Consider the following 24,120-nt stretch of genomic DNA (forward strand, 5'->3'; position numbering starts at 1 on the left):
TCATGCCGTGGCCTCGGCGTCGCGTTCGGCGAAATGGATCAGGCCGTGCAGGTCGCGCGCGATCGATTCGAGAAGTTCGTGGTCCGCCGTGCCCGGCCGAAAATCGCGCTCGCTCGCGAGCAGCCGCGCATAGCCGAGGCCGTAATCGCGCTCGCCGACGTGCTGCCGACCGCCGAGCCAGGCATCGGCGGTTTTCGCAGGCGCGGTCGCCGCGACCCAGCTCGTCTTCGGGAAGTACCACGACGGTGCGGCCTGCGCCTGCACCCAGAAATCGAGCAGCCGGCCCACGCGCGCGCGCAATGCATCGAGCCGCTGGGCGCACGCCTCGATGTCGCCGTCGCTCGCATGCGCCATGAACTGCGCATCCCACTCGTTGATCGACTGCTGCCAGCGCGCGCTGTCGGTCTCGGTCAGCGCACACAACCGCGCGGCGCGATCACCCGCGGCATCGCGCAGGCGCAGCAGCGCCCATTCGACGAACAGGCCGATGCGGGCGCGGAAATCCAGCGCGTCCTCGCGCCGCCCCGGGTAGAGATCAAACACCCAGACCGCGTCGTCGGTTTCGTAGCAGCGCGGCAACTCGCCGCGTACGCGGAACGGGGACGCATCGATGTCGACCGACACCGCGCACGCCTGCGGCAGGCCGCTGGCGAACAGCGGGTGTCGACGCGCGCCTTCGAGCAGCGACTGCACCTTCTCGCACTCCGCGCGCCACGCCGCCTCGCCGATGCGGCCGGGCGGCAGCAGGCCGCCCAGACGAAGCCACGGCGGCGCGGCGTCGGGCAACGCGTCGTGCGCGATCGCGTGGACGAACACGCGCCGCGTGACGCCGTCGATCGCGTCGAAGCGGGCCTCGAGCGGCTCGCAGTCGGGCAGGCGCCCGTCCCCGAGCGCATCGAGCCTCAGGCGAAGCGCGCCCGCGAGCAGCTGGCGAGCCGGGTCGCGGTAGTACCCGAGCACCTCGTGCAGTGCGATCGGCTCGATCGACGGCGCAATCGCTACAGGCACTGTGGGGGGCGTGTGGAACGGCGCAGGCGGCGGCGCGGCGGGCGGCGCGGCCATCTGCGCGAAGTCGCGACGGAAGGAGAACAGCGCCGGGTCGCGTCCGTCGAAGTAGCGCGCGTCGAACGGCTGCAACGGATGGCGGACGAGCCACGGACGCTGCCATGCGCCGGCGGCATCCGGCGCGTCGTCCTCGGCATCGACGCCTGCGGCGCGCTCGAACGCGGCAAGCAACTCGCCGAGCGGCGCGGACGGGTTGCGCGGCTTGCCGTCGCGCACGCCCTCGCCCACGTAGCTCAGGTGCAGCGCATCGCGCGCGGACATCACGGTTTCGAGGAACAGGTAGCGGTCGTCGCCGCGCAGGTCGCGATCGCCGAGCCGCCGGTGGCGCGACATCGGGTCCAGCCCGCCCTCGCCTCCGCCACGCGGGAACTCGCCCTCGTTGAGGCCGATCACCGCGATCACGCGGAACGGGATCGAGCGCTGCGGCACCATGCCACACACCGTCATGCCGCCCATGAGGAACGCCTGCCGCTGCGGCGCGGCTTCGAGGCGCTCGAGCAGCAGGTCGCGCACGACGTCGAACGGCAGTTCCGGGTCCAGCCCGCTCTGCGCCGGCTCCGTGGCGATCGTGCGCACGAACCCCAGCAGCAGCGCCTTCGCGTCGAGCGCGAGGCGGTCGTCGGGGTCCACGCGCAGCATCGCGTCGAGCCGGTGTTCGAACCGCTGCGCCCACGCCGACGCGCGCGTGCGGCGGTTGCGGTCGCTGTGCAGGTCCGCCAGCTCGACGAGCAGCGCATCGAGTGCACCGAGCGCGGCAGCCTGAGGGCCGTGGATGCCGTCGATCGGCGCGAGTTCGCTCCCGTCGGGCAGGCACACGCCGTCGTCGCCGGCCGCGTCGCCGAGCACGTAGCCGGCGAGCATGCGGTCCACGCCCCAGGCGAACGTGTGCTCGGACACGCGCGGCAGCCCCAGGTCGTGTCGGAAACCGGCATCCAGCGCCCAGGCCACGCGTGCATCGCCGAGCCACTTCGCAACAAGGTCGATGTCGTCCGCGGCGAGGCCGAAGCGACGCGCGATATCGGGCCGCGCGAGCAGGTCGATGACCTCGGGCGCGGTCAGCCGCGAGCGCGGCACGTCGAGCAGGCGCCGGAACGTATCGAACAGGCTGTGCGACGACGCCACGGCGACATCGGCGAGGTGGTACGGCAGCGGACCATCGGCATGGCCGGGCGGCCCGAATACCGCCGGCAGCAGCGGGAGGTACGTGCGGATGTCGGGCGCCATCACGATGATGTCCGACGGGCGCAGATCCGGCCGCTCGCGTCGCTGCTGCAGCAGTGCGTCGCGCAGCACTTCGAGCTCACGCAGCCGCGTGTGGCAGACGTGCACGCGCAACGATGCATCGGCGCGTTGCGCGTGCACATCGCCGACCGGCGACAGCAGTGCGGGCTCGAGCCGCCGGAGGCTGTCCTGCAGGCGATGCAACCGGCTGTCGCCCGCTTCCGCATCGTCGACCTCGTGCTCGGCGCCCGCTTCGTCGCGCCAGTGGCGCACGTCCTGGACCACATCCGCCTCGCTGTCTTCGAGCGCGAGCATGAAGTGCTGGCCCAGCCGCCCCCACTGCGCGAGCAGCGGGTGGTCCTGATCGAGGAACAGCGCTTCGGTGTCGGGCGCGAATGCGTCCGCGCGCACTCGCTCGCGCAACAGGCGACGATCGCTCGACAACCCGGCCCAGCGCTCGCGGCAGGGGTCCGGGATGTAGAGCACGAGCGGCCGGTGGCGTGAGACTGCGCGCAGCAGGGCGAGCTCGGCCGGGGCGAGGTGGCTCAGGCCGAACACGTGCAGCGGTTCGGCCGAGCGCACGAGGTCCGGATACTGCCCGATCGCGTCGACGAGCCGCTCGAGCACCTCGCCGCGGTGCGGCAGGCCGATCTGCCGACGCAACCGCCGCCACAGCGCTTCGATGAAGCCTGCGCGCAGCGTCGGGTCGCGCGGGGGCACGGCGCCGCGCGCCCAGGCATCGAGCCAGTCCGGGCGATAGACGAGGTAGCGTGCATATAGCCGTGCAAGACGATCGGCGAGCTGGAAGCGGCGGCGCTCAGCGTCCCCGCCCTGCAGGTAGGCCCGCAGTTCGTCGGAGTCGATCGAATCGAGCGAGGCATGGATGCGCCAGCGCAGATGCTCGCCGCGGTAGGGCTGCAACGCGACCGCCTGTTCGCCGAGCACCTGCCCCGCGAGCGAGTCGAGCCATGCGCTCGGCAGCACAACGTCGAGATTCGCGACGATGCCGCCCGCCCCCTGCCGCCGCGCAAGCGCGCCGACGAGCCAGTGCTTCATGCCCGGGTGCGCGGCAATCAGGGTCTGCGGCGCGAGGGGATGCTCCGGGCGCTGCGAATCGAGCAGGTGCGCGAGCGGGTCGAGCAGCGCTTCCAGCCGGCTCGCCCGATACACCACCAAGCCTGGACCCGATTCTTCCAACGCGCTCTTCCCGAAGATCGCGCGCCGGACACCGACGCGCCTCGATGCTAGCCCAGTGCCGACCGGCGGCTGGGCGCCACGACTTTAAAAGCCGGCATTCTCAGCCCGTGATACTCGGCCGTGCGGGGGCCGGCCGTGGGCGGATCCGCAAAACGAAAAAGCCGCCTCGCGAGAGGCGGCTTTCCGGGTCTGGCATTCGATCAGGCGTGACATGCGCCGGACCGCGAAAGTGGTGGGCGGTACAGGGTTCGAACCTGTGACCCCTACCATGTCAAGGTAGTGCTCTACCGCTGAGCTAACCGCCCGTTCGCCGCAAACACCCCGGCGAGGGGCGCGCAGTGTAGCCCGGCGTTCCGGCCGCGGCAACAGCTTCGATGCGCGAATTCGGGCGCTTCGTCACGCGCGCCCGAGATCAACAGACCCGCGCTCAATGGATCAGCCCGCGCTCCTTGAGCTTGCGAAGCTCGTCGCGCACCGCGCCGGCCTGTTCGAACTCGAGGTCGCGCGCGTGCTGGTACATCTTCTGCTCCAGCGCCTTGATCTGCGCGGCCACCTGGTTGGGCGACATCGATGCGTAGTCCGGTGCGTCCTCCGCGACGCGGCGCGACTTGCCCTTCCCCTTAGCTTTAAGCGCCTCGGGATCGGCGCGTGCGCCTTCGAACACGTCGACCAGCTTGCGCACCGTCGAGACCGGCGTGATGCCGTGCTCCTCGTTGTACTCCACCTGCTTCTGCCGGCGGCGCGAGGTCTCGTCGAGCGCGGCTTGCATCGAACGGGTGACCGTGTCGGCGTACAGAATCGCCTTGCCCCGCACGTTGCGCGCGGCGCGGCCGATCGTCTGGATCAGCGAGCCGGTCGAGCGCAGGAAGCCTTCCTTGTCCGCATCGAGGATCGCCACCAGCGAGACCTCAGGCATGTCGAGGCCCTCGCGCAGCAGGTTGATGCCGATGAGCACATCGAACTTGCCCAGGCGCAGGTCGCGGATGATCTCGACGCGCTCGACGGTGTCGATGTCCGAGTGCAGATACCGCACCTTGACGCCGTGCTCGCCGAGGTACTCGGTGAGGTTCTCGGCCATGCGCTTGGTGAGCGTGGTGATCAGCACGCGATCGCCCATCGCGACACGGAGGTTGATCTCGCCGAGCACGTCGTCGACCTGGGTCGCGACGGGGCGGATCTCCACTTCCGGATCGATGAGGCCCGTCGGCCGGACGACGAGTTCCACCACCTCGCCCTCCGACTTCTCGAGCTCGTAATTGCTCGGCGTCGCCGAGACGAAGATCGCGCGCGGCGATCGGCGCTCCCACTCCTCGAACCGCAGCGGCCGGTTGTCCAGCGCCGACGGCAGGCGGAAGCCGAACTCCACCAGCGTCTCCTTTCGTGAGCGGTCGCCCTTGAACATCGCACCGACCTGCGGAACCGTCACGTGTGACTCGTCGCAGACGAGCAGCGCATCGGGCGGCAGGTAATCGAACAGGCAAGGCGGCGGCTCGCCGGGCATTTGGCCCGTCAGGTGCCGAGAGTAGTTCTCGACGCCGTTGCAGAAGCCCACTTCGGCGAGCATCTCCAGGTCGAACTGCGTGCGCTGCTGCAGGCGCTGCGCTTCGACGAGCTTGTTCGCCGCGTACAGCTGCTCGAGCCGCTCGCGCAGCTCGACCTTGATCGTCTCGACCGCCTCGAGCACCGTGCGCCGCGTGCTCACGTAATGCGACTTCGGGTAGATCGTGTACCGCGGCAGCTTGCGCAGCACCTCGCCCGTGAGTGGGTCGAAGCCCGACAGGTTCTCCACCTCGCCGTCGAACAGCTCGATGCGCAGCGCCTCGGCGTCGCTTTCCGCCGGATGCACGTCGATGACCTCGCCGCGCACGCGGTACGTGCCGCGCCGCAACTCGGTGTCGTTACGCGTGTACTGCATCTCGGTGAGGCGCCGGATCAGTTCGCGCTGGTCGATGCGGTCGCCACGCACCATATGCAGCACCATCCGGTGGTACTCATTCGGGTCGCCCAGGCCGTAGATCGCCGATACCGTGCACACGATGATCGCGTCGCGCCGCTCGAGCAGCGCCTTCGTCGCCGACAGCCGCATCTGCTCGATGTGCTCGTTCACCGAGCTGTCCTTCTCGATGAACGTGTCGCTCGACGGCACGTAGGCCTCGGGCTGGTAGTAGTCGTAGTAGCTGACGAAGTACTCGACCGCGTTGTGCGGGAAGAAGCCCTTGAACTCGCCGTAGAGCTGCGCCGCGAGCGTCTTGTTCGGCGCCATGATCAGCGTCGGCTTCTGCACCTGCTGGATCACGTTCGCGATCGTGTAGGTCTTGCCGGACCCCGTCACGCCGAGCAGCGTCTGGTGGGCGAGGCCATTCTCGAACCCGCTGACGAGCTTCTCGATCGCCGCGGGCTGGTCGCCGGCGGGGGAATAGGGGGAGACGAGCTGAAAGCGGCCCTCGCCGGCTGTCTGCTGTTGGGCACTCACGGACGTATTTGAAATTACAGACATGGGCAGAGGAGGACGCCTGACAGGACGAGGCCAACATGGTGGCGGATCCAGCATTTTCCTACTCTGCGTATGGCTGGAGGCTGACGGGCGGGGTCCATTTGCCTGCGTAGCCTGCGTGACCTCCGAGGAAGGATCTGTTCATGCGCCAGACGTCGTACGGCTTTAGCTTGTTTGACCTTCTCGTCGCGGTGGCAATCACCGCGGTCTTGCTGGGCATTGCTCTGCCGGCGTGGAGCGCGGCCCGCGCCCGAGTGCACTCCGTGAATGCTCGCGCTGCGATCGCCATGTCGCTTCACGACAGCATGCGCCATGCGACTGTTACGGGAAGCGAGGTCGTGCTCTGCCCGTCCAGCATTGGATCTAGCTGCACCCCGGGAACGAATTGGAGCCTGGGCTGGATTGCCTTCATCGACAGTGACGGAAACCGCCTGCCAGGAAGCAGCGAACCCGTGATCCGGGTCGAAACGGCCCTGCAAGGCAACGTCGAACTGTTCTCGACCGCTGGGCGAAAGCACCTTGTCTTCCAGCCAAACGGCAGCAACGCAGGTTCCAACGTGACCTTCACCCTCTGTGACGGCCGCGGCCCCCGCCACGCCGCGACGCTGGTGCTCGCGAACGGTGGCCAGATCAGGACCGACATCCCGTCTACCCATGCGGCCGCCCGGTGCACGCGCCGCGTTTGATCCCGCCCCCCAAATGGCTTGCGTCGACTTCGCCTGCCCGTTACGATGTGCGCCCCCGCCCGAATAGCTCAGCCGGTTAGAGCACTTGACTGTTAATCAGGGGGTCGTTGGTTCGAGTCCAACTTCGGGCGCCAGGTTTAGAAGAAGAGCCCGCAGCAATGCGGGCTTTTTGCCGCTCGACTGATTTGCAATGCCCAAGCTCGGCAGGCCTCAGCGGCCGAGCCCTTCGGACGCGCATTCACCCGCCGTGCGGCCAGTCCGCGAGCCGGCCGGTTGCAGTCGTTCTGACGAGCGCGCACCGCAGCGTAGTGATCAAACCCCGGTCTAATGCGCACCGTCATCAAGGTCCGACTCGAAGTACGTTGCCCCGGAGCCGCGGCGCAAGAACCGGCGCTCGACTACCAGCAATCGCTGACGCTGCCGGTCCCGTTTTCCTTCTTAGTTCCGGTGTTAGTGATCCCCAGCGTTCCGCAAAGCGTATCCGCGGTCTCCTGCTTGCCCTGCGGAACTGCTCGCAGCTCATATGCACTTGCGGTGAGCGTGTCCACTGCCGAAACCGTATAGAACGATGCGATCTCGGTACGGCAGCCCACTGCCGGCAACACATCCGTTGCCGCTGCGTCTGCGGCATAGGTCATCTTCGTCGTATACCGGCGCTCCAGCGCCTGGGCTACTTCCGTAAGGCAGGCTTTCGCGTTGCCCCGACGCGTTTTTACGACCGAACCCTGGTAACTGGCCATGGCCACGCTAGCCAAAATTGCCACGATCGCTACCGTGATCATGAGTTCGATGAGCGTGAAACCACCTGCTCGGCGAGCGCTGCCGAAGAACATGCGGGGAGTGATAGTGGTCATCGGTCAGTCCAGAAGGATTTCGCGCCAAGACACCCGCCCGAGGAGTACGGACGAAGGCTTCTTCGGCTTGGTGATCTTGGTCGTGTGGTCACCTACGACGACGCTGTCGTCGAGCATTGCGAGATCGCCCGGCATGCCAGGAGTTGCGACCGACCCGATGCCGGTTTCCTTACCGCCGGAGGTCAGCGTCTCATAGGTGCCGTCGCCGTCCACATCGAAGTACGGCGAATCGCCCGCCGTCCCGGTAAACGCGCCCACCGCATTGATGTAACCGGTGCCGCCGTCGAGGCACTCGTCGCCGCTTGGAATGACGCTCGTGGTCACCAGCATGGTCCCGTCGACGATCTGAGCGCCAATCATGCGTTCGCCTTCCGCGGTCGCATTCGGCGGCGTCAGCAGGTCGATGAACCAACCGCGCGTATCGGCCGGAAGCGGCGTGGTCGGCTCAAACGCGCGTTGCGTCGCGCGCTCCGAATCCGTTGAGTTCTGCACGTTGATGTTGCGCTTGGTGATCGGCGAGTTCGCACCGCGGTGATCGCCGATCATTGAACCGTCATCCATCAGGCCATACCAGCTTTGCACGCTCTTGTCGGTCAGGTCGGACGTCGTCAGGTAGCGGCCCGTCCCGAAGAACACCCAGCGCTTGTACGTCGTCGGGTCGATTGCGACCGTCACGCCACCAGTGATCGGCTGCAGGGTGCCGCCGGGGCCCTTCGCGACGAACATCGGACTCGGGGAGTTTGAATTTCCGTATGCCGGGCCCCACTGCCCGGTATTCGAATTGCTAATGTCGAACTTCCAGAGATTTCCACGCAAGTCGCCTGCATAGACGAAGTCAACCGCCTGGTCGCCGTTGACGTCCCAACCATTCGGTTGCGAGAGCCCGTTCGGCGTCGTCGACGACCCTACTTTGGTGTCGAGCTGGGCAATCAACGCCCCTGTCTCGAGGTTGAAAATGAACAGCTGAGCGCGATGCGTGTCGCTGTTCGGCCCGTTCGCGACGATCAGACCGGTGACGCCATTGTTGAGCTTCGCAATGACCGGTCGCGAGATCACGTTTCCGAGACCGGCCGTGTCCGCAATATCCCAGAGCACTTTGTTCGCCGCGAACGAGCCAGGGGCCGTCACGTCTAGTGCGAAAAGACCCCGCCCACCACGCCCTAACGTCCCCACGAGGATGCGCTTGTTGGGCGTCTGCTGCGTCGATGAAACGACAATCGGCCCGTCCACAAAGTACTCGTGTCCGTACTCAGGCTGGGCGTACGCCTTCAGCGCCGCGAGATCGATGCCCCGAGGAACGTAGGCGAACCGTTCGGCGCCTTGCGCGCTGGCGTCCCCGCCCGTAGCAAACGCATGCAACATGCCATCGTTGGCCCCCACGAATACGGTATCCAGGTCCTTCACGTACACAGGTGACGAATTGACGATGTCGCCCAGCAAGTGGACACGGGTTCGCAGAGCGCCGCCATTGCTTTTCTCGTTCGACCGGTCGCCGCGGACGTAGGCGGCGACGTCGGCAGTAAGCGCTGTCGTCTGGCTCAACGTTGGAAAAGCAACGCCCGACGTACCCGACCACGTAAATATCTTCCGCGTCGTGTAGTCAGCCGGAAATTTCTTAGATGCCTCCCAAACAGGCGTGCCGCCGATCACGCCATTGGTAATCGGATAGGCCGCCAGCTCGCCGGCCCAGCGCCCCTCCAGATAACTCGCCTGATAAACGCGGTCTGCGTCCTTCGACGACGCACTGTTCGTAACAACGCTCGACCCGGACGCCGTGTCCTGGCCGATCGATATCAACACGTCCCTCAAACCGGCCGCAAATGCATCCGGATTCGAAGCATTAAAGAAGCCTCCGCGCGAATTAACGGCCGCATGCAGCAGATCATCGATCTTGCCCGGATTAGTCGTGTGCGGGTTAGCCCATGCAACGTCGGCCATCGTTCTGATAGCGGCGAATGCCACATCCGGAATGACGTTACCCGTCACGCCCAAGCCGACGCCATACGTGACCATGTGCTGCCAGAACGCGACGTTGGGTTCTTTCGCCGGCACGTTGTTTCGAAGATCCGTGCGGAGATCCCGCTTCCAGAAATGCATCGCGACGTCGGCCAGCGTATCGGCACGGTCATCCGAAAATGGCTCCGTCTTTGCGGCCATCTGGTAGCTCAACCCACTGCCTGCTGGGCCCGTGATTGGCGCCGACATACCTGCGCTGTCAGTATCTTCAGCAGCGCCCCCTGAAGCGGCATCTCCGTTCCAGTAACCATCCGTCATAAGGATTGAATAGTTCTGGCGGCATGACAAATGGGCGGCGGTATTGGTCGTGCCCGGAGTCTTTGACCAGGGACCGGTATTGTCGGGGCGTGAAAAGTAGAGACCCACGTCATCAAGCGCACGACGAAGGGGGGTACCTGCGCGGGGGATCGTGTGGGTGTAGAGGCTGGTGAAGAAGTTCTGCCGATCCGTGCCCGAGAACTCACGCACGCCGCGAATTACTGTCGCGCTGCTCACCCCATCGACCGGGCCGGCCGCTTTATTGATTGCGGCAAAACCGACTCGAGGGGCCGGGCTCGCTTCGCTGCTCGGCGGAAGCTGCGAGAAAGCGCGGCCGATACCGGCGCGAGCCGCGAGAATGCGCGACCGATAGTACGTGTACCAGTTAGCGAAATTCTGTATTTCCTGCGCATACGTGCAAGCACCCTGCGTACAGTCCTTACGGGCGCCCCGACCTTCACCGGTATAGCTCGCGGTCGTCGACAGGATACGACGTTCAGTGTAATTAGCGCCGTTCCAGTCCACTGCTCCCGCCGCATTTGTCCCGTTGTACGTGTAGTACGTCGCCGGGTAGTACGAGCGGGTGCCATTTTCCACAATGCAAGCGCTGGTTTGGCACGTTGTGTCGACGCTGTTTCGCTGCCAGTTGCCGCTCTGATTGCTTACGGCGACGGTCAGGTTTCTGCATCCGACGCCCGTGTTCTCCGGATTATGGGGCGCACAGGTCGGAGATGCGTTTGCATACAGGGAGCCGTCCGACTTCGCCCACGGGACGTACGTAATCGCAGGGTTGTAGTACAGCTTATTGAAATGCGAGGAACGAGCGATGCGCCCGAATTCGTCCGAAGGATCCGCGACAAAATTGTTGTATTGACCCGTGTCGGTAGCGCCGTACGGGAAATCTGGGCGAATGTAGACGAACCCGATGGACAACGCGGGCGATTGGTATGTCGTCCAGGTACCGTCGGCCGCTCGATAATAAGAGACGTTGTATGCGACCTCGTCCGGCATGATCTCGCTCTGCATCGAGCCCGAGTCATCAAGAATGAACATGATGTTCGGCGGCACCGCGACGCCCGACTGCAGCGGCACCTTCGGGATCGAAACGTTCGCGTGCACGGGCAAGCCGAGGACCGTCGCGACAAAGGCGGCGACGAACGCCCACGAGGTGCGGGCTGGCGCACTGGATCGATTAGGAATGTTCGAGCGGATCATGTCGAGCGCCTCACGGGCCGGCATAGGTGGTTTGCAGCAGGACCGCTGCACGATCGACCGCAGTGCTACGGGCGGTAACGCGATAACGGGGCTTCAGGCAGTGGGGATGACGTTCGCCTTCGGGCAACTGGTCGCAGCCGGGCCACGTCGGCGCTATCCCCATGAACTCGATGAAGTACTGAGGCGTGGCAGTCCGCTGAAGCGTCGCGCTCGCCGCCTTCCACCCGTCGAACGCAGTGTCCTTCCAACGCTCCGTGGCGGTGGCAGTAGGGGTGCCGCAAAGGCCGTCGCTGCAAGTTGCGCTCGTGGGGAACGTCAGCCCGCCGGTAGCGATGCGCGCTTCCGCCTCGCGCAGCGCAGCCTCCGCAGCTTGGAAGCTGAGGTTGCGGTCGTACAAACTGCCGCTCATCCGCTCTTCCAGCATCGTGCCGCGCAGGCTCGCAAGGCCGAGCAGGGTCATTACCAGGAGCAGGATCAGCACTACCACCAACGCGGCACCGCGCTCGCGGGACGGCATATGGAATGTCGGAGAGCGATTCATAGATTGCGGTTCCGCAGCGCGACCACGTGGACGAGCTTTCGGTTAATGACTTGTCCTTCCGAGACGCGCTCTTCGCCTGCTAACGACAGCTCCAGTCGGGCGGCGATGACGTTCCTCCAGTTCGCCCCCACGGCCGTCGCGTCAACGTAGCTCGCGGCTCCGTTGAGCAGGTACGTGATCTGCATATCCGTCACGCCGGTTGCGACTTCTTCGGATACGACCTGGAGCGTGCCAGTATTTCGGATCACGTCCTGATAGAGCACCCGCGCCCCGCCCTTCGTCCCGACATACCAGCGCACGGCACGCAGCTTCGTGAGCATGGAGTTGGGCCCGTAGGCATAGGGCGTACCGTTGGTCGTGCACGACATCGGCACAGCGAAACCGAGTCCCTTGGAGCAGTTCTGGATGGACGCGGTGCCGTTGTTGTGCACAACCGTTTCATTGGTGGCAGTCGGCCCCGTCATCTGGAACAACGCCACCTGACGGTAATCGCAGACCATCATTAGATCTTCGGCCACGAAGCCATGTTCGGTGGTGTTGACCGAGAAGCTGGCAGCCGTGGGGTTATGGCCCACCACCGTCGCCCCGGTATGAACGCCGTACATCAGCTCAATGGCGTCCGTGCCGCTCACGCGGTTGGACGGGTTGTCCAAGGTGAACGCACCCTCGGCGCCGCGTATGCCGTCTGCAAAATTGGTATACCAACGCGAGGCCGGGTTCACCATCACATTGGCGACCGGCAGATTGCGGCTACACGGATTCCCTCCGGCCTCCCGGATGTCCCGCGCCATTAACTCGAATGCGACACGTGCGTTCTCCTGCACGCGCCCAAGGCTTTCGGTGGCCACGTACGTCTGGCGGTTCGAGTCGAACACGCTGAGCGCTCCAGCGACGACGAGCAGACCTACTACGAGCGAAACCATCAACTCCACGAGGCTTAGGCCCCGCGTGTAGCGCGGACCCATCGGCTTGCGGTATATACGAATGGTCATAGACGTGTCTCGGTCACGAGCTGTTCGGTCGACGATCCGGCCGAGCCTCGGCTGTCGTCCCACTGGATTGTGATAGTGCAAAGGGCGGTTGTGCAGCTGATTGCCCCCTGAGCCGAGTTGCCCATCGCAAGCTTTAATTGCGTGATCCAGTTCGCCTGGTCGCGCGTGATGCGCGAGGACGCAGTGGGTGCCGTGCCAGTCAAGGCGATGTTGTAAGAGCCGGCGAGCGCAGCGGCGCGGTTCGCTCGCATGGAATCGAGGATCGTGTGCGTCTGCACCACGGCTTGCCCGCGTTCGGCGGCGCTCTGGCTGTTACGAAGCGCGGCGGCCTGTAGCGCTGCGATTCCGAGCAGGCCGATCGCCATGATCAACACGGCGATGAGCACCTCGAGGAGGCCGGCGCCACGCTGCAGTTGGCGGGGAGAAGAATGGGAGTTTCGTTGACGTGTCATGACTGTCTCGTCAGCTGCTCGGGTTCGCCAGCGCCAGGCAGGTGCCGGTGCCGTCGCCCGTCTTCGCCGTGGAGATCCGGCTGCCCGACATGATCTGAATCTCGCGCTGGTTCTTCTGCGGCTGTTTCGCGCCGCTGATGCACACGCCCACCGTCGCCCTCAGCAGCTCGTCGGTCATCGTCGTGGCGCTTCCCGACTTGTAGGCGCGGCCGTCCGGCCGGAAGAAGATCCGGCTAGACACGACGTTGCTGCTTACTTTCGCTACGAGCGGCGAAGGCAGCGAGCCGACGCGTAGTACCTCGGACGGTGTAGAGCCGGATGCGGTGTCGGGCGTACCGTCGCGATCTCGGTCAACGAAGACCACCCACGACGTCCAATCGGTTCCGTCCGAGCAGTTCGTCTGATCTGCGGAGCGGCACACCACGACCCTTGAGTTTCGACGCATCGCTTCCATGCGCGCGTGCTGCAGTGCAGCCACAAATTCGTTCGCGCCGCTGGCAAGTCGATTGCTATTGATGACGGCCTGGAAGCTCGGCACCCCGAGGGTTAACAGGATCGCCAAGACCGCAATTGTCACCATCAGCTCGACGAGCGTGAATCCGCTGGACACCGCCCGCCCGCGGCCAGGCCGTTGTGCACTTCGCATCGTAGCCGCCCCCATTGCCCTAACGCACATTGCCTGCATGCTGCACCCTATGTCAGCCTTTCATCTCATGCCATGGGCGGACCGATGAACGGCCGGCTTCGCAGCACCAACGGGTCCAATTGTTACCGGGGCAGACTCGAGAGAGCACGTCAGTGAAATCGATACGTGACGTCCCGCACGCTTCCAATCCGCTTGAATCGCTTTGGCATCCACACGCGATTATGTGGGTGCTCATCGCCGGCGAGGGCCTCGCGATTGTTCTGGCCCTCGCGCCAAGTGTGGTGATGGACCGCTGGGTGCTTTTTGGACTGACCTCACTTGCGATTCAATGGGTGACGCTGCTCACACTTGGAGAGCTTTTTCTGCTGCGAGGGCTTTTCGGCGCGTCCAGACCCATGGGGGTCGCGCGAATCGCGATTGCACTGCTCCTAATAAACACTTGGCTGGTAGTCGTAGCCGCGCACTTGATAGCGCCAGATATTGACGCCGGAGAAGGCTCCACCCCTACGGAGCTGTTCTGGCAGGCGACAGGAATCGCCACTGCGGTGGGGCTGCTAGGACTCGCGGCATTTCAGAACTACTGGCGCGCGAGACAGCTTGCGATGCGAGCACAGCAAGCGGAGCTCGAAGCCCTGCAGGCCCGCATCCGTCCGCACTTCCTGTTCAACACGCTCAACACGGGCGCGGCTCTCGTGCACAGCCGGCCGGGGGAAGCCGAGCGCCTGCTTCTCGACCTCGCTGACCTTTTCCGAGCGGCGCTCGCCGGTCCGCGCGACATATCGCTCGAAGACGAGCTGTCGCTGGTGCGTCGCTACCTTGAGATCGAGCAGCTTCGCTTCGGCGACCGGCTGCGGGTCGAATGGGACGTGCCGGGCTCGATCCCCGCTGTCCAGGTACCCGCGTTGTCGATCCAGCCCCTTGTGGAGAACGCGATCCGCCACGGGGTCGAACGGGTGCCGCACGGCGGTCGTGTGGAAATCGCGCTGACCACGACGGCGGAGCACGTCGTGGTGCGAATCCGAAATCCACTCGTCTTTTCCGATGCGGCGCCCCCCCTGAGTCACGGCGTGGGCCTCAACGCGTCGCAGGCGCGCATAGAGGCGCTAACCGGCGGACGCGGGAGCGTCCAGACCGGTCGGAAGGGGGAGCACTGGGTCGCGACAGTGCGCCTGCCGCGACGACCTGCGTCAGCTGACCGTCGCCGCCGCGTCTAGCGCGCGGTCCGTGACCACCTGATAGCACGGGCGATAATCGCCGGCGATTTTCATGCGGCGCTGCTCGACGAACGAGCGCAGGAGCGCATCGAGCGCTTCCATCATGTCCGTGTCGCCGTGGATCAGGAACGGGCCATGCGCCTCGATCCGGCGGATACCGTCTTCCTTGACGTTGCCCGCGACGATGCCCGAGAACGCACGGCGTAGGTCCGCGGCCAGTTCGTGTGGCTGCCGACCGTGGTGCAGGTCGAGCGATGCCATCGCCTCGTGCGTGGGTACGAACGGCTGCTGGAATTCGAGCGGAATGCGAATCGACCAATTGAAGAAGAACGAGTCCTTCTGGACGATGCGATGCTCGCGGACCTTACGGATACCGGCCGCCATGCGCTTGGCGACTGCAGCCGGATCGCCGACGATGATCTCGTAGCGCGACGTCGCCGCCTCGCCGAGCGTCAGTCGGAGAAAGCGGTCGATTTGTTCGAAGTACGGCGCCGACGCCGTCGGGCCCGTCAAGATCAGCGGGAACGGCAGGTCGCGATTCTCTTCCTGCAGCAGCAGCCCGAGCAGGTAAAGGATCTCCTCGGCCGTGCCGACGCCGCCCGGGAACACGATGATGCCGTGGCTGACACGGACGAACGCCTCGAGGCGCTTTTCGATGTCCGGCATGATCACCAGGTGGTTGACGATCGGGTTGGGCGATTCGGCCGCGATGATGCCGGGCTCGGTGATGCCGATGTACCGCATGCTGCGCTTGCGCTGCTTCGCATGGGCAATCGTGGCGCCTTTCATCGGCCCCTTCATCGCGCCTGGGCCGCAACCCGTGCAGATATCGAGCCCGCGCAAGCCGAGCTCGTAGCCGACCTGCTTCGTGTACATGTACTCGTCGCGATTGATTGAATGGCCGCCCCAGCAGACCACGAGGTTCGGCTCGTTCGGCTGCAGGATGCGCGCGTTGCGCAGCAGGCCGAACACCGCGTCGGTGATGGCCTCGCTGGGCTCGAGATCGGTCGTGCAGTTCTCGTCCGTCTCGATCGCGGTGTACGCGAGATCGCGCACGACGGCGAACAGCAGTTCGGCGACACCGCGGATGATCTCGCCGTCCACGAAGGCCATGGCGGGTGCGTTGCACAGGTCGATTAGCAGGCCGCGATCGTGCTGGAGCACCTGGATGTCGAAATCGGGATAGAGCTCGCGCGCCGCACGCGGGTCGTCCGATGCACTGCCGCTTGTGAGTACGGCCAGCGCGCAGCGTCGCAGCAGTTCGTGCATGCCGCCCACGGAGGCATCGCGCAGGCGCGCGACCTCGGTGCGGGATAGAACGTCAAGTCCGCCACGCGGATAGATGCGCGCGTCGACGGTGGGAAGTCGTGATTCGATCTTGCCGGTCATTCTTGTGCTTGCTTGTTGTCTTATGAGTTCTACGACTCTAGCGCAGCCGTGTGCACAAAAGAAAACGGCCGGGGCGAGCCCCGGCCGTTTCCCGATTTCGTCCCGATCCGGAAATCAGAACTTGTAGCGGAAGCCCACCTGCAAAGACCAGCGCGAGATCGCACGGTCGTCGTAGATGTTGAGGCTGTCCGGCGTGTTGTAGCGGTAGACGTACTTGCCAGCATTGCCGGCACAGGCCGCCGGCTGCGATGCCGCCGGGCCCTGTCCACAGATACCGCCGTATTCCACCACGCCACGACCGAACGGGAAGCCCACTTCTTCGATCTGCCCCCAATCCTTGTCGATCAGATTGCCGACATTGAGGATGTCGAGCCAGAGCTCCGACTTGTGGCCTTCCATGAAGCCCGGCAGTTCCTGCGAAATGCGGACGTCGAACTGGTTGACCCACGTCGAACGCGCACCGTTGCGCTCGGCAACGCGGCCGAGATTCTGGCTCAGGTACTCGTCGTTATTGACGAAGTCCCAGAAGCCGGCCTGTTCAGTTGCATTGACGAACACCACGTCACCAGGGCCACGCGGGATGTACAGGAGATCGTTGCCGAAGCGGCCGTCGCCGTTCGCGTCGTTGTCGAACACATAGCTGTACGGACGACCGTTGCGGCCTTCGTAGAACATCGACGCAGTGGTGTTGTAATCGCCGAAGAACGCATGCTTCCAAGCAACCGCTGCCGTGAAGCGGTTCTCGATCTCATAGTTCGACCGGGCCGAGACTTCCTCGTTCGGATTAAACGTGGAGTTGTTGCCCCATTGCGAGCCGGACGTCGAGCTGGTCAGCGGGCTGACCTCGGTCGCGTTCGTGTACGTGTACGCCACCGTCCAGTTCCAGTCGCTGTCGTTGAACGGCTTGGTCAACGAGAGCGTGAGCTGCTGCGACTCCCCCTTGTTCGTCGGGCGCGCGATGATCGCGTCCGTGAAGCTCGGGTTCGCGTTCGCGCGGCTCGTGCCACGCGCGCCCGACGGCTGCGCGCCGAACTGGTTCCAGTTGGCCGGGTTGCGACCTGCGAGGTCCCAGAAGATCGCGCGGCCGTCCTGACCGACGCCCGTCGGCGCACCGAGATTGAGGTGCTGGTAGTAGATGCCCTGCTTGACCGACGTCAGCACCAGTTCGGCGCCAGCGACGACGCCCCACCACGGCAGCTCATGGTCGAACGCAAGGTTCGCTTTCCAGACCGACGGCTGCCCGAGCTCCGGGTCAACGAAGTCGACGGACTGCGTGCCCGTGCGCGCGCCGGGCGGGATCAGCCCGATCTGCGCGCTTGGATCAGCCGAGAAGCAGCCGAGCGCGGTCGCGCGGCACGGCGCGGTCGCCGCAAAGCCGGTCGAGAGGTTGTAGTCGATGTATCCGAAACCCGTGTTCGTGAACGGGTTCGACAGCCATACGTTTGCCGACGCACCCTGGAACAGGCCCACGCCGCCGCGCAGCTGCGTCGGACGCTCGGTGTCGAAGGTGTAATTGAAGCCGAAGCGCGGCTGGATCAGGTCATTGCCATCGATCGTCGAGCTGTTGTCAAAACCGAACGCGTTGAACGCCGCCTGATTGAACTGCGGCTCGCTGCCTACCGAGGGACGGTCGTAGCGGAAACCGAAGGTGAGTGTGAGGTTCGGGTTCACGGCCCACGTGTCCTGCACAAACACGCCGAGGTTCTTCAAACCCCAGATCGCGGCCATGCTGTCCAGGTCACCCGCTGCCGGATAGAACAACCGGTACGAGCGCGGACGGGCGCCTGCCGCGGTCTCCCCGGCGTTTCGCGCCGGGTCGAACGCGTTCAGGCTGTCAAAGCTGTAGACGCCGTTCGTGTTGCGGCCGAACAGATTGTAGATGTCGTTGTCCTCGTAATCGAAGCCAAACTTCACCGTGTGGTCGCCGACGTACCAGTTGGCGGCGAAGAACGCGTTAAGCGTGTCCGTCGCGAGTACGTTTGCGTGGGTATTCTGCTCAGTGCCGAAGTTGATCGTGGCATCGGAGTTCGGGCCAGTCGGAACCGCTACCGAAATCGCAGGCAGGTTCGAGTTGGGCGTGCGAACCGCCGAGTACTCGCGGAACGACACCTTTGCTTCGGTCGAGAAATTCTCGGTCCAGTCACTGAACAGCTGCGCGCTGTACGTATCGAACTCGTAATCGCGCTGATAAGCGTACGACTCAAGCGCGATGCTGCGCGTGCCGAAGCCCGGGAACACCGCGACGCTCTGGTCGGACGTGCCGTAACGGAACGCCGCGCGGTGCGAGTCGGTGATGTTCCAGTCGATCTTGAGGCCGTACTCTTCGCTCGTCGTGTCCGCCCCGCTGACGGCGAAGCCGCCCGGATCAAAACCGTAGAGACGCGAGATGCGGCGGACCTCATCGATCTGCGCCTGGCTGATGTTGACGATGTTCGTAGCACCCGAGCCGATCGGGCCCGAGGTCGGACCGGCAGCCGCCTGCTCGAACTTCTCATAGTTGATGAAGAAGAACAGCTTGTCCTTGATCAACGGTCCGCCGAACGTCACGCCGTAAGTGGTTTCGTCTTCGAAGCCGTTGTAGTCGGTGCCGTCCTCGTTCTCGCGCACCATCGAGCTGTCGCGGTAGAGGCCGTAGACGGAGCCGCCGAAGCTGTTCGTGCCCGACTTCGTGACTGCGTTGATCACGCCACCGGTGCCGCCGGAGATCGTCGTGTCGTAATTCGCGACGTCGACCGAGATTTCCTGGATCGCATCCATCGAGAACGGCTGCTTCGGTGTCGGCAGTCCGTTCGACTCCAGACCGAATGCGTCGTTCGTGCTGATGCCGTCGACACGAATCGCGTTGTAGCGCGGGTTCTGGCCGCCGACTGAGATCTCGTTACGCGACTTGTCGGTCTGCACCACGCGCGGGTCGAGGCGCGCGTAGTCCTGCAGGTTGCGCTCGATGGACGGGAATGCCTCGATCTGCTCGCGCGTGACGTTGGTGCCCGTGCCCATCTTGTTCGCGCTGAACACCTCGGAGCCGTACGCGATTGCCTGCACCGTCTCGAGCGTCGTCACGTTGTTGTTCAGCGCAACGTCGACCTGGTTGACCTTGTCGAGGTTGAGGAAGACGCCGTCTTCTGAAGCGGTGCCCGCCCCTGCCTTGTTGATCGTGATCGTGTACGGACCACCCACGCGCAGACCGCGCGCGGTGTAGCGACCGCTCTCGTCGGTCGTCACGCGGCTGACCGTGCCCGACTCGGTGTGAACGATGGTCACTTCAGCGTTGACGACGGGCTGTCCGTCAGCTCCGGTCACGACACCGCCGACGCCGGCGGACGTGCTCTGCGCAAACGCAGGTGCGGTAGCAAGGGCGGCGAGCAGTCCGAGCGTGAGCCGGGACATGCGGACGCGGTTGGATTGGGTCATCACAGGAGCCTCAAGGACGAGAAGGGCGAGACGGATGCGTTCCATCGCCGGCCAAAACAATGCCGCCGGTAAGCCGGCGGCAGGGGTTAACACGAAGTTAACATACTAGAGCGGATGTATGACAGACCGGTTACGGCGTCACATGTTCGTGAGGATACCGTGAAGGCGCGCGCTATGCGGCTGCCGGGCGCAAGTAAGCCTGCAGCCCGTCGAGGAACATCTGAACGGATATGGCGACGAGCAGCATGCCCATGAGCCGCTCGACCGCGGTGAGCACGCGCGTGCCGAGCCAACGGTAGATCACCGGCGCGAAAAACAGGATCGCGGCGGTGCCGCACCATGCGAGCAGCAGCGCGAGACTCCAGTCGACGAGCCGCCCCGGGTCCTTGCTGCCCATCAGCATGACGGCGGCCATTCCCGACGGGCCAGCCACGAGCGGGATCGCCATGGGCACGATGAAGGGCTCGCCTTCGGGGAGCTCGCCCATGAGCCCCTCGGGCGGTGGAAAGATCATGCGGATGCCGATCAGGAACAGCACGATGCCGCCGGCGATCGACACCGACTCCTGACGCAGATGCATGAGCTCGAGCGCGTACTTTCCACCCCAGAGGAACAGCATCAGAACGCCCAGCGCGATCAGCAGCTCGCGCACGATGATGATCCGCTGGCGCTCCGGCGAGAGGCCGCGGAGCAGGCTCAGGAAGATCGGGATGTTGCCGAGCGGGTCGAGGATCAGGAACAGCAGCAGCGCAGCAGACGCAATCGTCATCGCGACGCCTGCCGGTGCGGCCCGACCCGGCCCGCAGCCGAGCCGGCGGAATTACGCGCCATGGCGAATCTGCCAGATCGTGCCGCGATGCTCGACGCCCGCCGGCGACAGCAACCGCACGCAGTGCTCGGCGTATTCCGCCGCGTCGCGCGCACGTCGGTCGTGCTCGTCGACAAACGCACGCGAACGCAGCGCGGTGCGCATCGGGCCGGGCTCGAGGCCGCTGACGCGGATGGGTGAGTTCGCGAGTTCGGCATGCAGCATGCCCACGAGCCCCGCGAGCGCGTGCTGCGCCACGCCGTAGCCGCCCCAGTACGCGCCGCCCACGCGCTCGAGCGCGTCGACGACGAACACCAGCGCCGCGTCGGGCGATTTCATCAGCAGCGGCAGGCACGCCTGGCTCAACCACCAACGAGCTGTCAGGTTGACGTGAATCGCACGCGCGAACGCGGCCGGGTCGGTGTGCAGCAGGGGCGTCAGGCCGCGGAACTCGGCCGCGCAGTGCAGCACGCCGTTCAGGCGACCGAGCTCCGCCTCGATGCGCGAGGCAAGCTCCGCGTAGTCGTCAACGGACGCGCCTTCGAGATCCAGCGGGTATAGCAAAGGCTCTGTACCTTCCGCGGCCACGGCGTCGTACACGCGGTTGAGTCGCGCGACCTTGCGGCCCAGCAGCACGACCGTCGCGCCAGCACGCGCGCAGGCAGCCGACGCGGCCGCGCCGAGCCCCCCGTGCGCGCCGGTGACGAGCACGACCCGGCCGTCGAGCAGGCGGCTCGACTCCATGGCGTCGGGTGCTGTCACTGCTGTTGCTGGATTTCGCCGATCATCCGGGCGAGCTCGCCCGACTCGAACAGCTCCATCGTGATGTCGCAGCCGCCGATCAGTTCGCCCTGCAGGAACAGCTGCGGGAACGTCGGCCAGTTCGAAAAGCGCGGCAGGTTGGCGCGGACTTCCGGGTCTTCGAGCACGTTGACCGTGTGCAGCGAGGAGGCGCCGGCGGCCTTGAGGGCCTGCACGGTGCGGCTCGAGAAGCCGCACATCGGAAACTGGGCCGTGCCTTTCATGAAGAGCACGATCGGATGGCCTTCGATCTCCGCCTGGATGCGTTCGATCACGGACATGGCAACACTCCTGCAAAGGACCGTCGCACGGCAGCAGAGGCCGTGCACGCGGACGTGGGGATAGAATCGGCATTGTAAGCCCCCGCCGCGCCGCTTCGCGCCCGGCCTCCCCCTCGCCAGCCACTCCAAGGAGCTCGCCATGGCTTTCGAACTGCCGCCCCTGCCCTACGACCGCGCCGCCCTCGAGCCGCACATCTCCGGTGAAACGCTCGACTACCACTACGGCAAGCATCACAAGGCCTACGTCGACAACCTCAACAAGCTCGTCGAGGGCACCGAGCACGCGAATCGCTCGCTCGAGGAAATCATCCGCAACTCGCAGGGCCCGGTCTTCAACAACTCGGCGCAGGTGTGGAACCACACGTTCTTCTGGAACTGCATGTCGCCGGACGGCGGCGGTGAGCCCACGGGCAAGCTCGCCGACGGCATCAACGCGGCGTTCGGCAGCTTCGCGGCGTTCAAGGAGCAGTTCTCCGACGTCGCGATCAAGACCTTCGGCTCCGGCTGGGCGTGGCTGGTGCAGCGTCCGGACGGCTCGCTCGCGCTGGTGAGCACCTCGAACGCGAACACCCCGCTCACGAGCGAGGACACGCCGCTGCTCACCTGCGACGTGTGGGAGCATGCGTACTACATCGACTACCGCAACGCGCGCCCGAAGTTCGTCGAAGCGTTCTGGAACGTCGTGAACTGGAACTTCGTCGCGTCGAGCATGAAGTGATGCCGACGCGTTCGCGTTGACTTAACGGCCGGGGAAACCCGGCCGTTGTTGTTTCAGTCAACTGAAAGGCCCACATGCGCGGCGACGACGGCCTTCGGCGAACGCGCAGCGCCTACTGACGAATAAGTCGCAGGACCTATGCGCCTCTGCGTGCTATTCACACATCAGCCACCGCGGGATCAATCCCGCTTCAGCCGCCCAGCCGCTCAATAACCGGCGCAACCTGCAAGTCCCGGCCGAGGGCTGCGCCGACTCGCGCGAGGGCCTCGGCGAGCGCGCCCGTGGAATCCGCGCGCAGGGTCGCGTGTCCGACCTTGCGCCCATCCCGCGGCTGCTTGCCGTAGTCGTGCCAATGGCCGCCGGGCTCCGCATGCACCACCGAAGCCTCAGGCATGTGCCCGATCCAGTTGAGCATGCAGGCGTGGCCGAGCATCCGAGTGTCGCCCAGCGGCAGCCCGAGAACGGCGCGAAGGTGGTTCTGGAACTGGCTCGTCTCGCTGCCCTCAATCGTCCAGTGCCCCGAGTTGTGCACCCGCGGCGCAAGCTCATTCGCAAGCAGCACGCCGACGCGACAGAAGAGCTCGAGCGCGAACACGCCGACGTAGTCCAGCGCATGCGCGAGGCGGCGCGCGTGGTCGCAGGCCTGCTCGGCAAGCGCATTGTCGACCGCCGCGGGCGCAAGGCTCGCAGACAACACCCCGTCGACGTGCCAGTTCTCGGTCACCGGCCAGCTGCGGAACTCACCGTCACGCGTGCGGACCCCGACGACGGACAACTCGCGTTCGAACGCGACGAAGCCTTCAAGGATGAGACCAACCGTCGATGCCTGTGCGCCCAAGGCCCGCCATGCCGCGTCGACGTCGCCGGCGGTCCGCAGGCGGAACTGGCCTTTGCCGTCATAGCCGAGGCGACGCGTCTTGAGGATGCAGGGCGCGCCAATCGACGCGACGGCGGCCTCGAGATCCTCGCGGGAATCGACTGCTGCGAAGTCGGGCACTGGAATGCCGAGCTCGCGGAACAGGGTCTTCTCCGCGAGACGGTCCTGGGCTACCGCGAGCGCATGTGGGTTCGGAAACACCGGCACGCGATCGGCGAGCCAACGGGCCGACTCCGCGGGGACATTTTCAAAATCGAATGTCGCCACGTCGACCTTGGATGCAAACTCGCCCAGCGCCTGCTCATCGCGGTAGTCACCGACGATCATCGGCGCGAACTGGCTCGCGCATGCGTCAGCGGCCGTGTCCATCACCAGAAAGCGCAAGCCAAGCGGTGCGCCCGACAGTGCGAGCATGCGTGCAAGTTGGCCGCCGCCGAGAATCCCGACCGTGGTCATCGACGCGGGTCGTCGTTCGCGCAGACGTCTTCGGTCTGCCGTGCACGGAAGGCATCGAGCGCGGCGCCGATGGCGGGCTGTTCCGCGGCCAGCATCGCCGCGGCAAACAGCGCAGCGTTGGCGGCACCGGCCTGGCCGATCGCGAACGTCGCTACGGGGATACCGGCCGGCATCTGCACGATGGAAAGCAATGAGTCGAGACCGTTCAACGCCCGGCTCTGCACGGGCACGCCGAGCACCGGCACGGCGGTCTTCGCTGCGAGCATGCCGGGCAGGTGCGCTGCACCGCCCGCGCCGGCAATGATCGCGCGCAAGCCGCGCGATGCGGCCGAGGCAGCATATTCGAACAGCACGTCGGGCGTGCGATGCGCGGATACGACCCGCACTTCGTGCGGCACGCCCAGCGCCTCGAGGCGGGTGGCGGCGTGCTGCATAGTCTCCCAGTCGGAGCGTGAACCCATCACGATGCCGACCAGCGGCGCCGGCGAAGCCGGTTGCGGAACTGACATTGGTCCTGCCCCGAGGCAA

Annotated in this window: 18 protein-coding genes and 2 tRNA genes; 4 read left to right on the forward strand and 16 right to left on the reverse strand. The window is 65.3% G+C overall.

Going from position 1 to position 24,120, the window contains the following annotated elements; all coding sequences use genetic code 11:
* The 3 genes from recC to uvrB form a co-directional block, all read right to left on the reverse strand.
* Positions 1 to 3,483, reverse strand: coding sequence for an exodeoxyribonuclease V subunit gamma (recC, locus tag IE075_RS05975; RefSeq protein WP_189454222.1), 3,483 nt, complete (start codon positions 3,481 to 3,483; stop codon positions 1 to 3).
* A 230-nt stretch (positions 3,484 to 3,713) separates the two neighbouring features.
* A tRNA-Val gene (locus IE075_RS05980) sits at positions 3,714 to 3,788 on the reverse strand.
* Between the two features lie 122 nt (positions 3,789 to 3,910).
* Positions 3,911 to 5,956 carry an excinuclease ABC subunit UvrB gene (uvrB, locus tag IE075_RS05985; RefSeq protein WP_229792337.1) on the reverse strand — a complete coding sequence of 682 codons (2,046 nt, stop codon included), beginning with the start codon at positions 5,954 to 5,956 and terminating at the stop codon, positions 3,911 to 3,913.
* Positions 5,957 to 6,120: 164 nt separating this feature from the next.
* Between uvrB and IE075_RS05990 the strand changes: the two genes are divergently transcribed.
* Positions 6,121 to 6,663: a GspH/FimT family pseudopilin gene (locus tag IE075_RS05990; protein ID WP_189454226.1), complete on the forward strand. Its 543-nt coding sequence runs from the start codon at positions 6,121 to 6,123 to the stop codon at positions 6,661 to 6,663.
* 57 nt (positions 6,664 to 6,720) lie between these two features.
* Positions 6,721 to 6,797 (forward strand) — tRNA-Asn (locus IE075_RS05995).
* A gap of 264 nt (positions 6,798 to 7,061) precedes the next feature.
* Here IE075_RS05995 and IE075_RS06000 read toward each other — a convergent pair.
* From IE075_RS06000 to IE075_RS06025, 6 genes are read right to left on the reverse strand one after another with little or no spacing between them, the layout of a single operon-like run.
* A complete protein-coding gene (locus IE075_RS06000; protein ID WP_308427811.1) occupies positions 7,062 to 7,517 on the reverse strand; it encodes a type IV pilin protein in 456 nt (151 codons plus the stop codon).
* A gap of 3 nt (positions 7,518 to 7,520) precedes the next feature.
* Positions 7,521 to 11,006 (reverse strand): pilus assembly protein, encoded by a 3,486-nt coding sequence (locus IE075_RS06005; RefSeq protein WP_189454228.1) that lies wholly within the window; start codon positions 11,004 to 11,006, stop codon positions 7,521 to 7,523.
* A gap of 10 nt (positions 11,007 to 11,016) precedes the next feature.
* Positions 11,017 to 11,547: a pilus assembly PilX family protein gene (locus tag IE075_RS06010; RefSeq protein WP_189454229.1), complete on the reverse strand. Its 531-nt coding sequence runs from the start codon at positions 11,545 to 11,547 to the stop codon at positions 11,017 to 11,019.
* The gene (locus IE075_RS06015) at positions 11,544 to 12,539 is read right to left on the reverse strand and encodes a PilW family protein (protein ID WP_189454232.1); all 996 of its coding nucleotides are present in this window, start codon (positions 12,537 to 12,539) and stop codon (positions 11,544 to 11,546) included. The genes IE075_RS06010 and IE075_RS06015 overlap by 4 nt, the downstream gene beginning before the upstream one ends.
* The gene (gene pilV / locus IE075_RS06020; protein WP_189454234.1) at positions 12,536 to 12,991 is read right to left on the reverse strand and encodes a type IV pilus modification protein PilV; all 456 of its coding nucleotides are present in this window, start codon (positions 12,989 to 12,991) and stop codon (positions 12,536 to 12,538) included. Before pilV ends, IE075_RS06015 begins: the two co-directional genes overlap by 4 nt.
* 10 nt (positions 12,992 to 13,001) lie before the next feature.
* Positions 13,002 to 13,601 (reverse strand): GspH/FimT family pseudopilin, encoded by a 600-nt coding sequence (locus tag IE075_RS06025; protein WP_229792338.1) that lies wholly within the window; start codon positions 13,599 to 13,601, stop codon positions 13,002 to 13,004.
* 257 nt (positions 13,602 to 13,858) lie between these two features.
* Between IE075_RS06025 and IE075_RS06030 the strand changes: the two genes are divergently transcribed.
* Positions 13,859 to 14,851, forward strand: a complete 993-nt coding sequence (locus IE075_RS06030) for a sensor histidine kinase (protein WP_189454238.1) — start codon at positions 13,859 to 13,861, stop codon at positions 14,849 to 14,851.
* Here IE075_RS06030 and ppnN read toward each other — a convergent pair.
* The 5 genes from ppnN to grxD form a co-directional block, all read right to left on the reverse strand.
* A complete protein-coding gene (ppnN, locus tag IE075_RS06035; RefSeq protein WP_189454240.1) occupies positions 14,825 to 16,240 on the reverse strand; it encodes a nucleotide 5'-monophosphate nucleosidase PpnN in 1,416 nt (471 codons plus the stop codon). The genes IE075_RS06030 and ppnN overlap by 27 nt on opposite strands.
* 114 nt (positions 16,241 to 16,354) lie before the next feature.
* Entirely contained in the window at positions 16,355 to 19,651 is a 3,297-nt protein-coding gene (locus IE075_RS06040; RefSeq protein ID WP_425489341.1) for a TonB-dependent receptor, read from the reverse strand.
* A gap of 172 nt (positions 19,652 to 19,823) precedes the next feature.
* Positions 19,824 to 20,420 (reverse strand): YhgN family NAAT transporter, encoded by a 597-nt coding sequence (locus IE075_RS06045; protein WP_189454242.1) that lies wholly within the window; start codon positions 20,418 to 20,420, stop codon positions 19,824 to 19,826.
* Positions 20,421 to 20,471: 51 nt separating this feature from the next.
* Positions 20,472 to 21,203, reverse strand: coding sequence for an SDR family NAD(P)-dependent oxidoreductase (locus IE075_RS06050; protein ID WP_189454851.1), 732 nt, complete (start codon positions 21,201 to 21,203; stop codon positions 20,472 to 20,474).
* 14 nt (positions 21,204 to 21,217) lie between these two features.
* Positions 21,218 to 21,541, reverse strand: coding sequence for a Grx4 family monothiol glutaredoxin (gene grxD / locus IE075_RS06055; RefSeq protein ID WP_189454244.1), 324 nt, complete (start codon positions 21,539 to 21,541; stop codon positions 21,218 to 21,220).
* A gap of 139 nt (positions 21,542 to 21,680) precedes the next feature.
* On the opposite strand from grxD, the gene IE075_RS06060 reads away from it, so the two are divergent.
* On the forward strand, positions 21,681 to 22,259 hold the full coding sequence (locus IE075_RS06060; protein WP_189454246.1) for a superoxide dismutase: 579 nt from the start codon (positions 21,681 to 21,683) through the stop codon (positions 22,257 to 22,259).
* 190 nt (positions 22,260 to 22,449) lie between these two features.
* Here IE075_RS06060 and IE075_RS06065 read toward each other — a convergent pair whose 3' ends face one another.
* Positions 22,450 to 23,592, reverse strand: a complete 1,143-nt coding sequence (locus tag IE075_RS06065; RefSeq protein WP_189454248.1) for a 5-(carboxyamino)imidazole ribonucleotide synthase — start codon at positions 23,590 to 23,592, stop codon at positions 22,450 to 22,452.
* A complete protein-coding gene (gene purE, locus IE075_RS06070; protein ID WP_189454250.1) occupies positions 23,589 to 24,101 on the reverse strand; it encodes a 5-(carboxyamino)imidazole ribonucleotide mutase in 513 nt (170 codons plus the stop codon). Before purE ends, IE075_RS06065 begins: the two co-directional genes overlap by 4 nt.
* Between the last annotated feature and the right edge of the window lie 19 nt (positions 24,102 to 24,120).

The organism is Cognatilysobacter bugurensis, assembly GCF_014652095.1.
GTDB classification, from domain to species: Bacteria; Pseudomonadota; Gammaproteobacteria; order Xanthomonadales; family Xanthomonadaceae; genus Cognatilysobacter; species Cognatilysobacter bugurensis.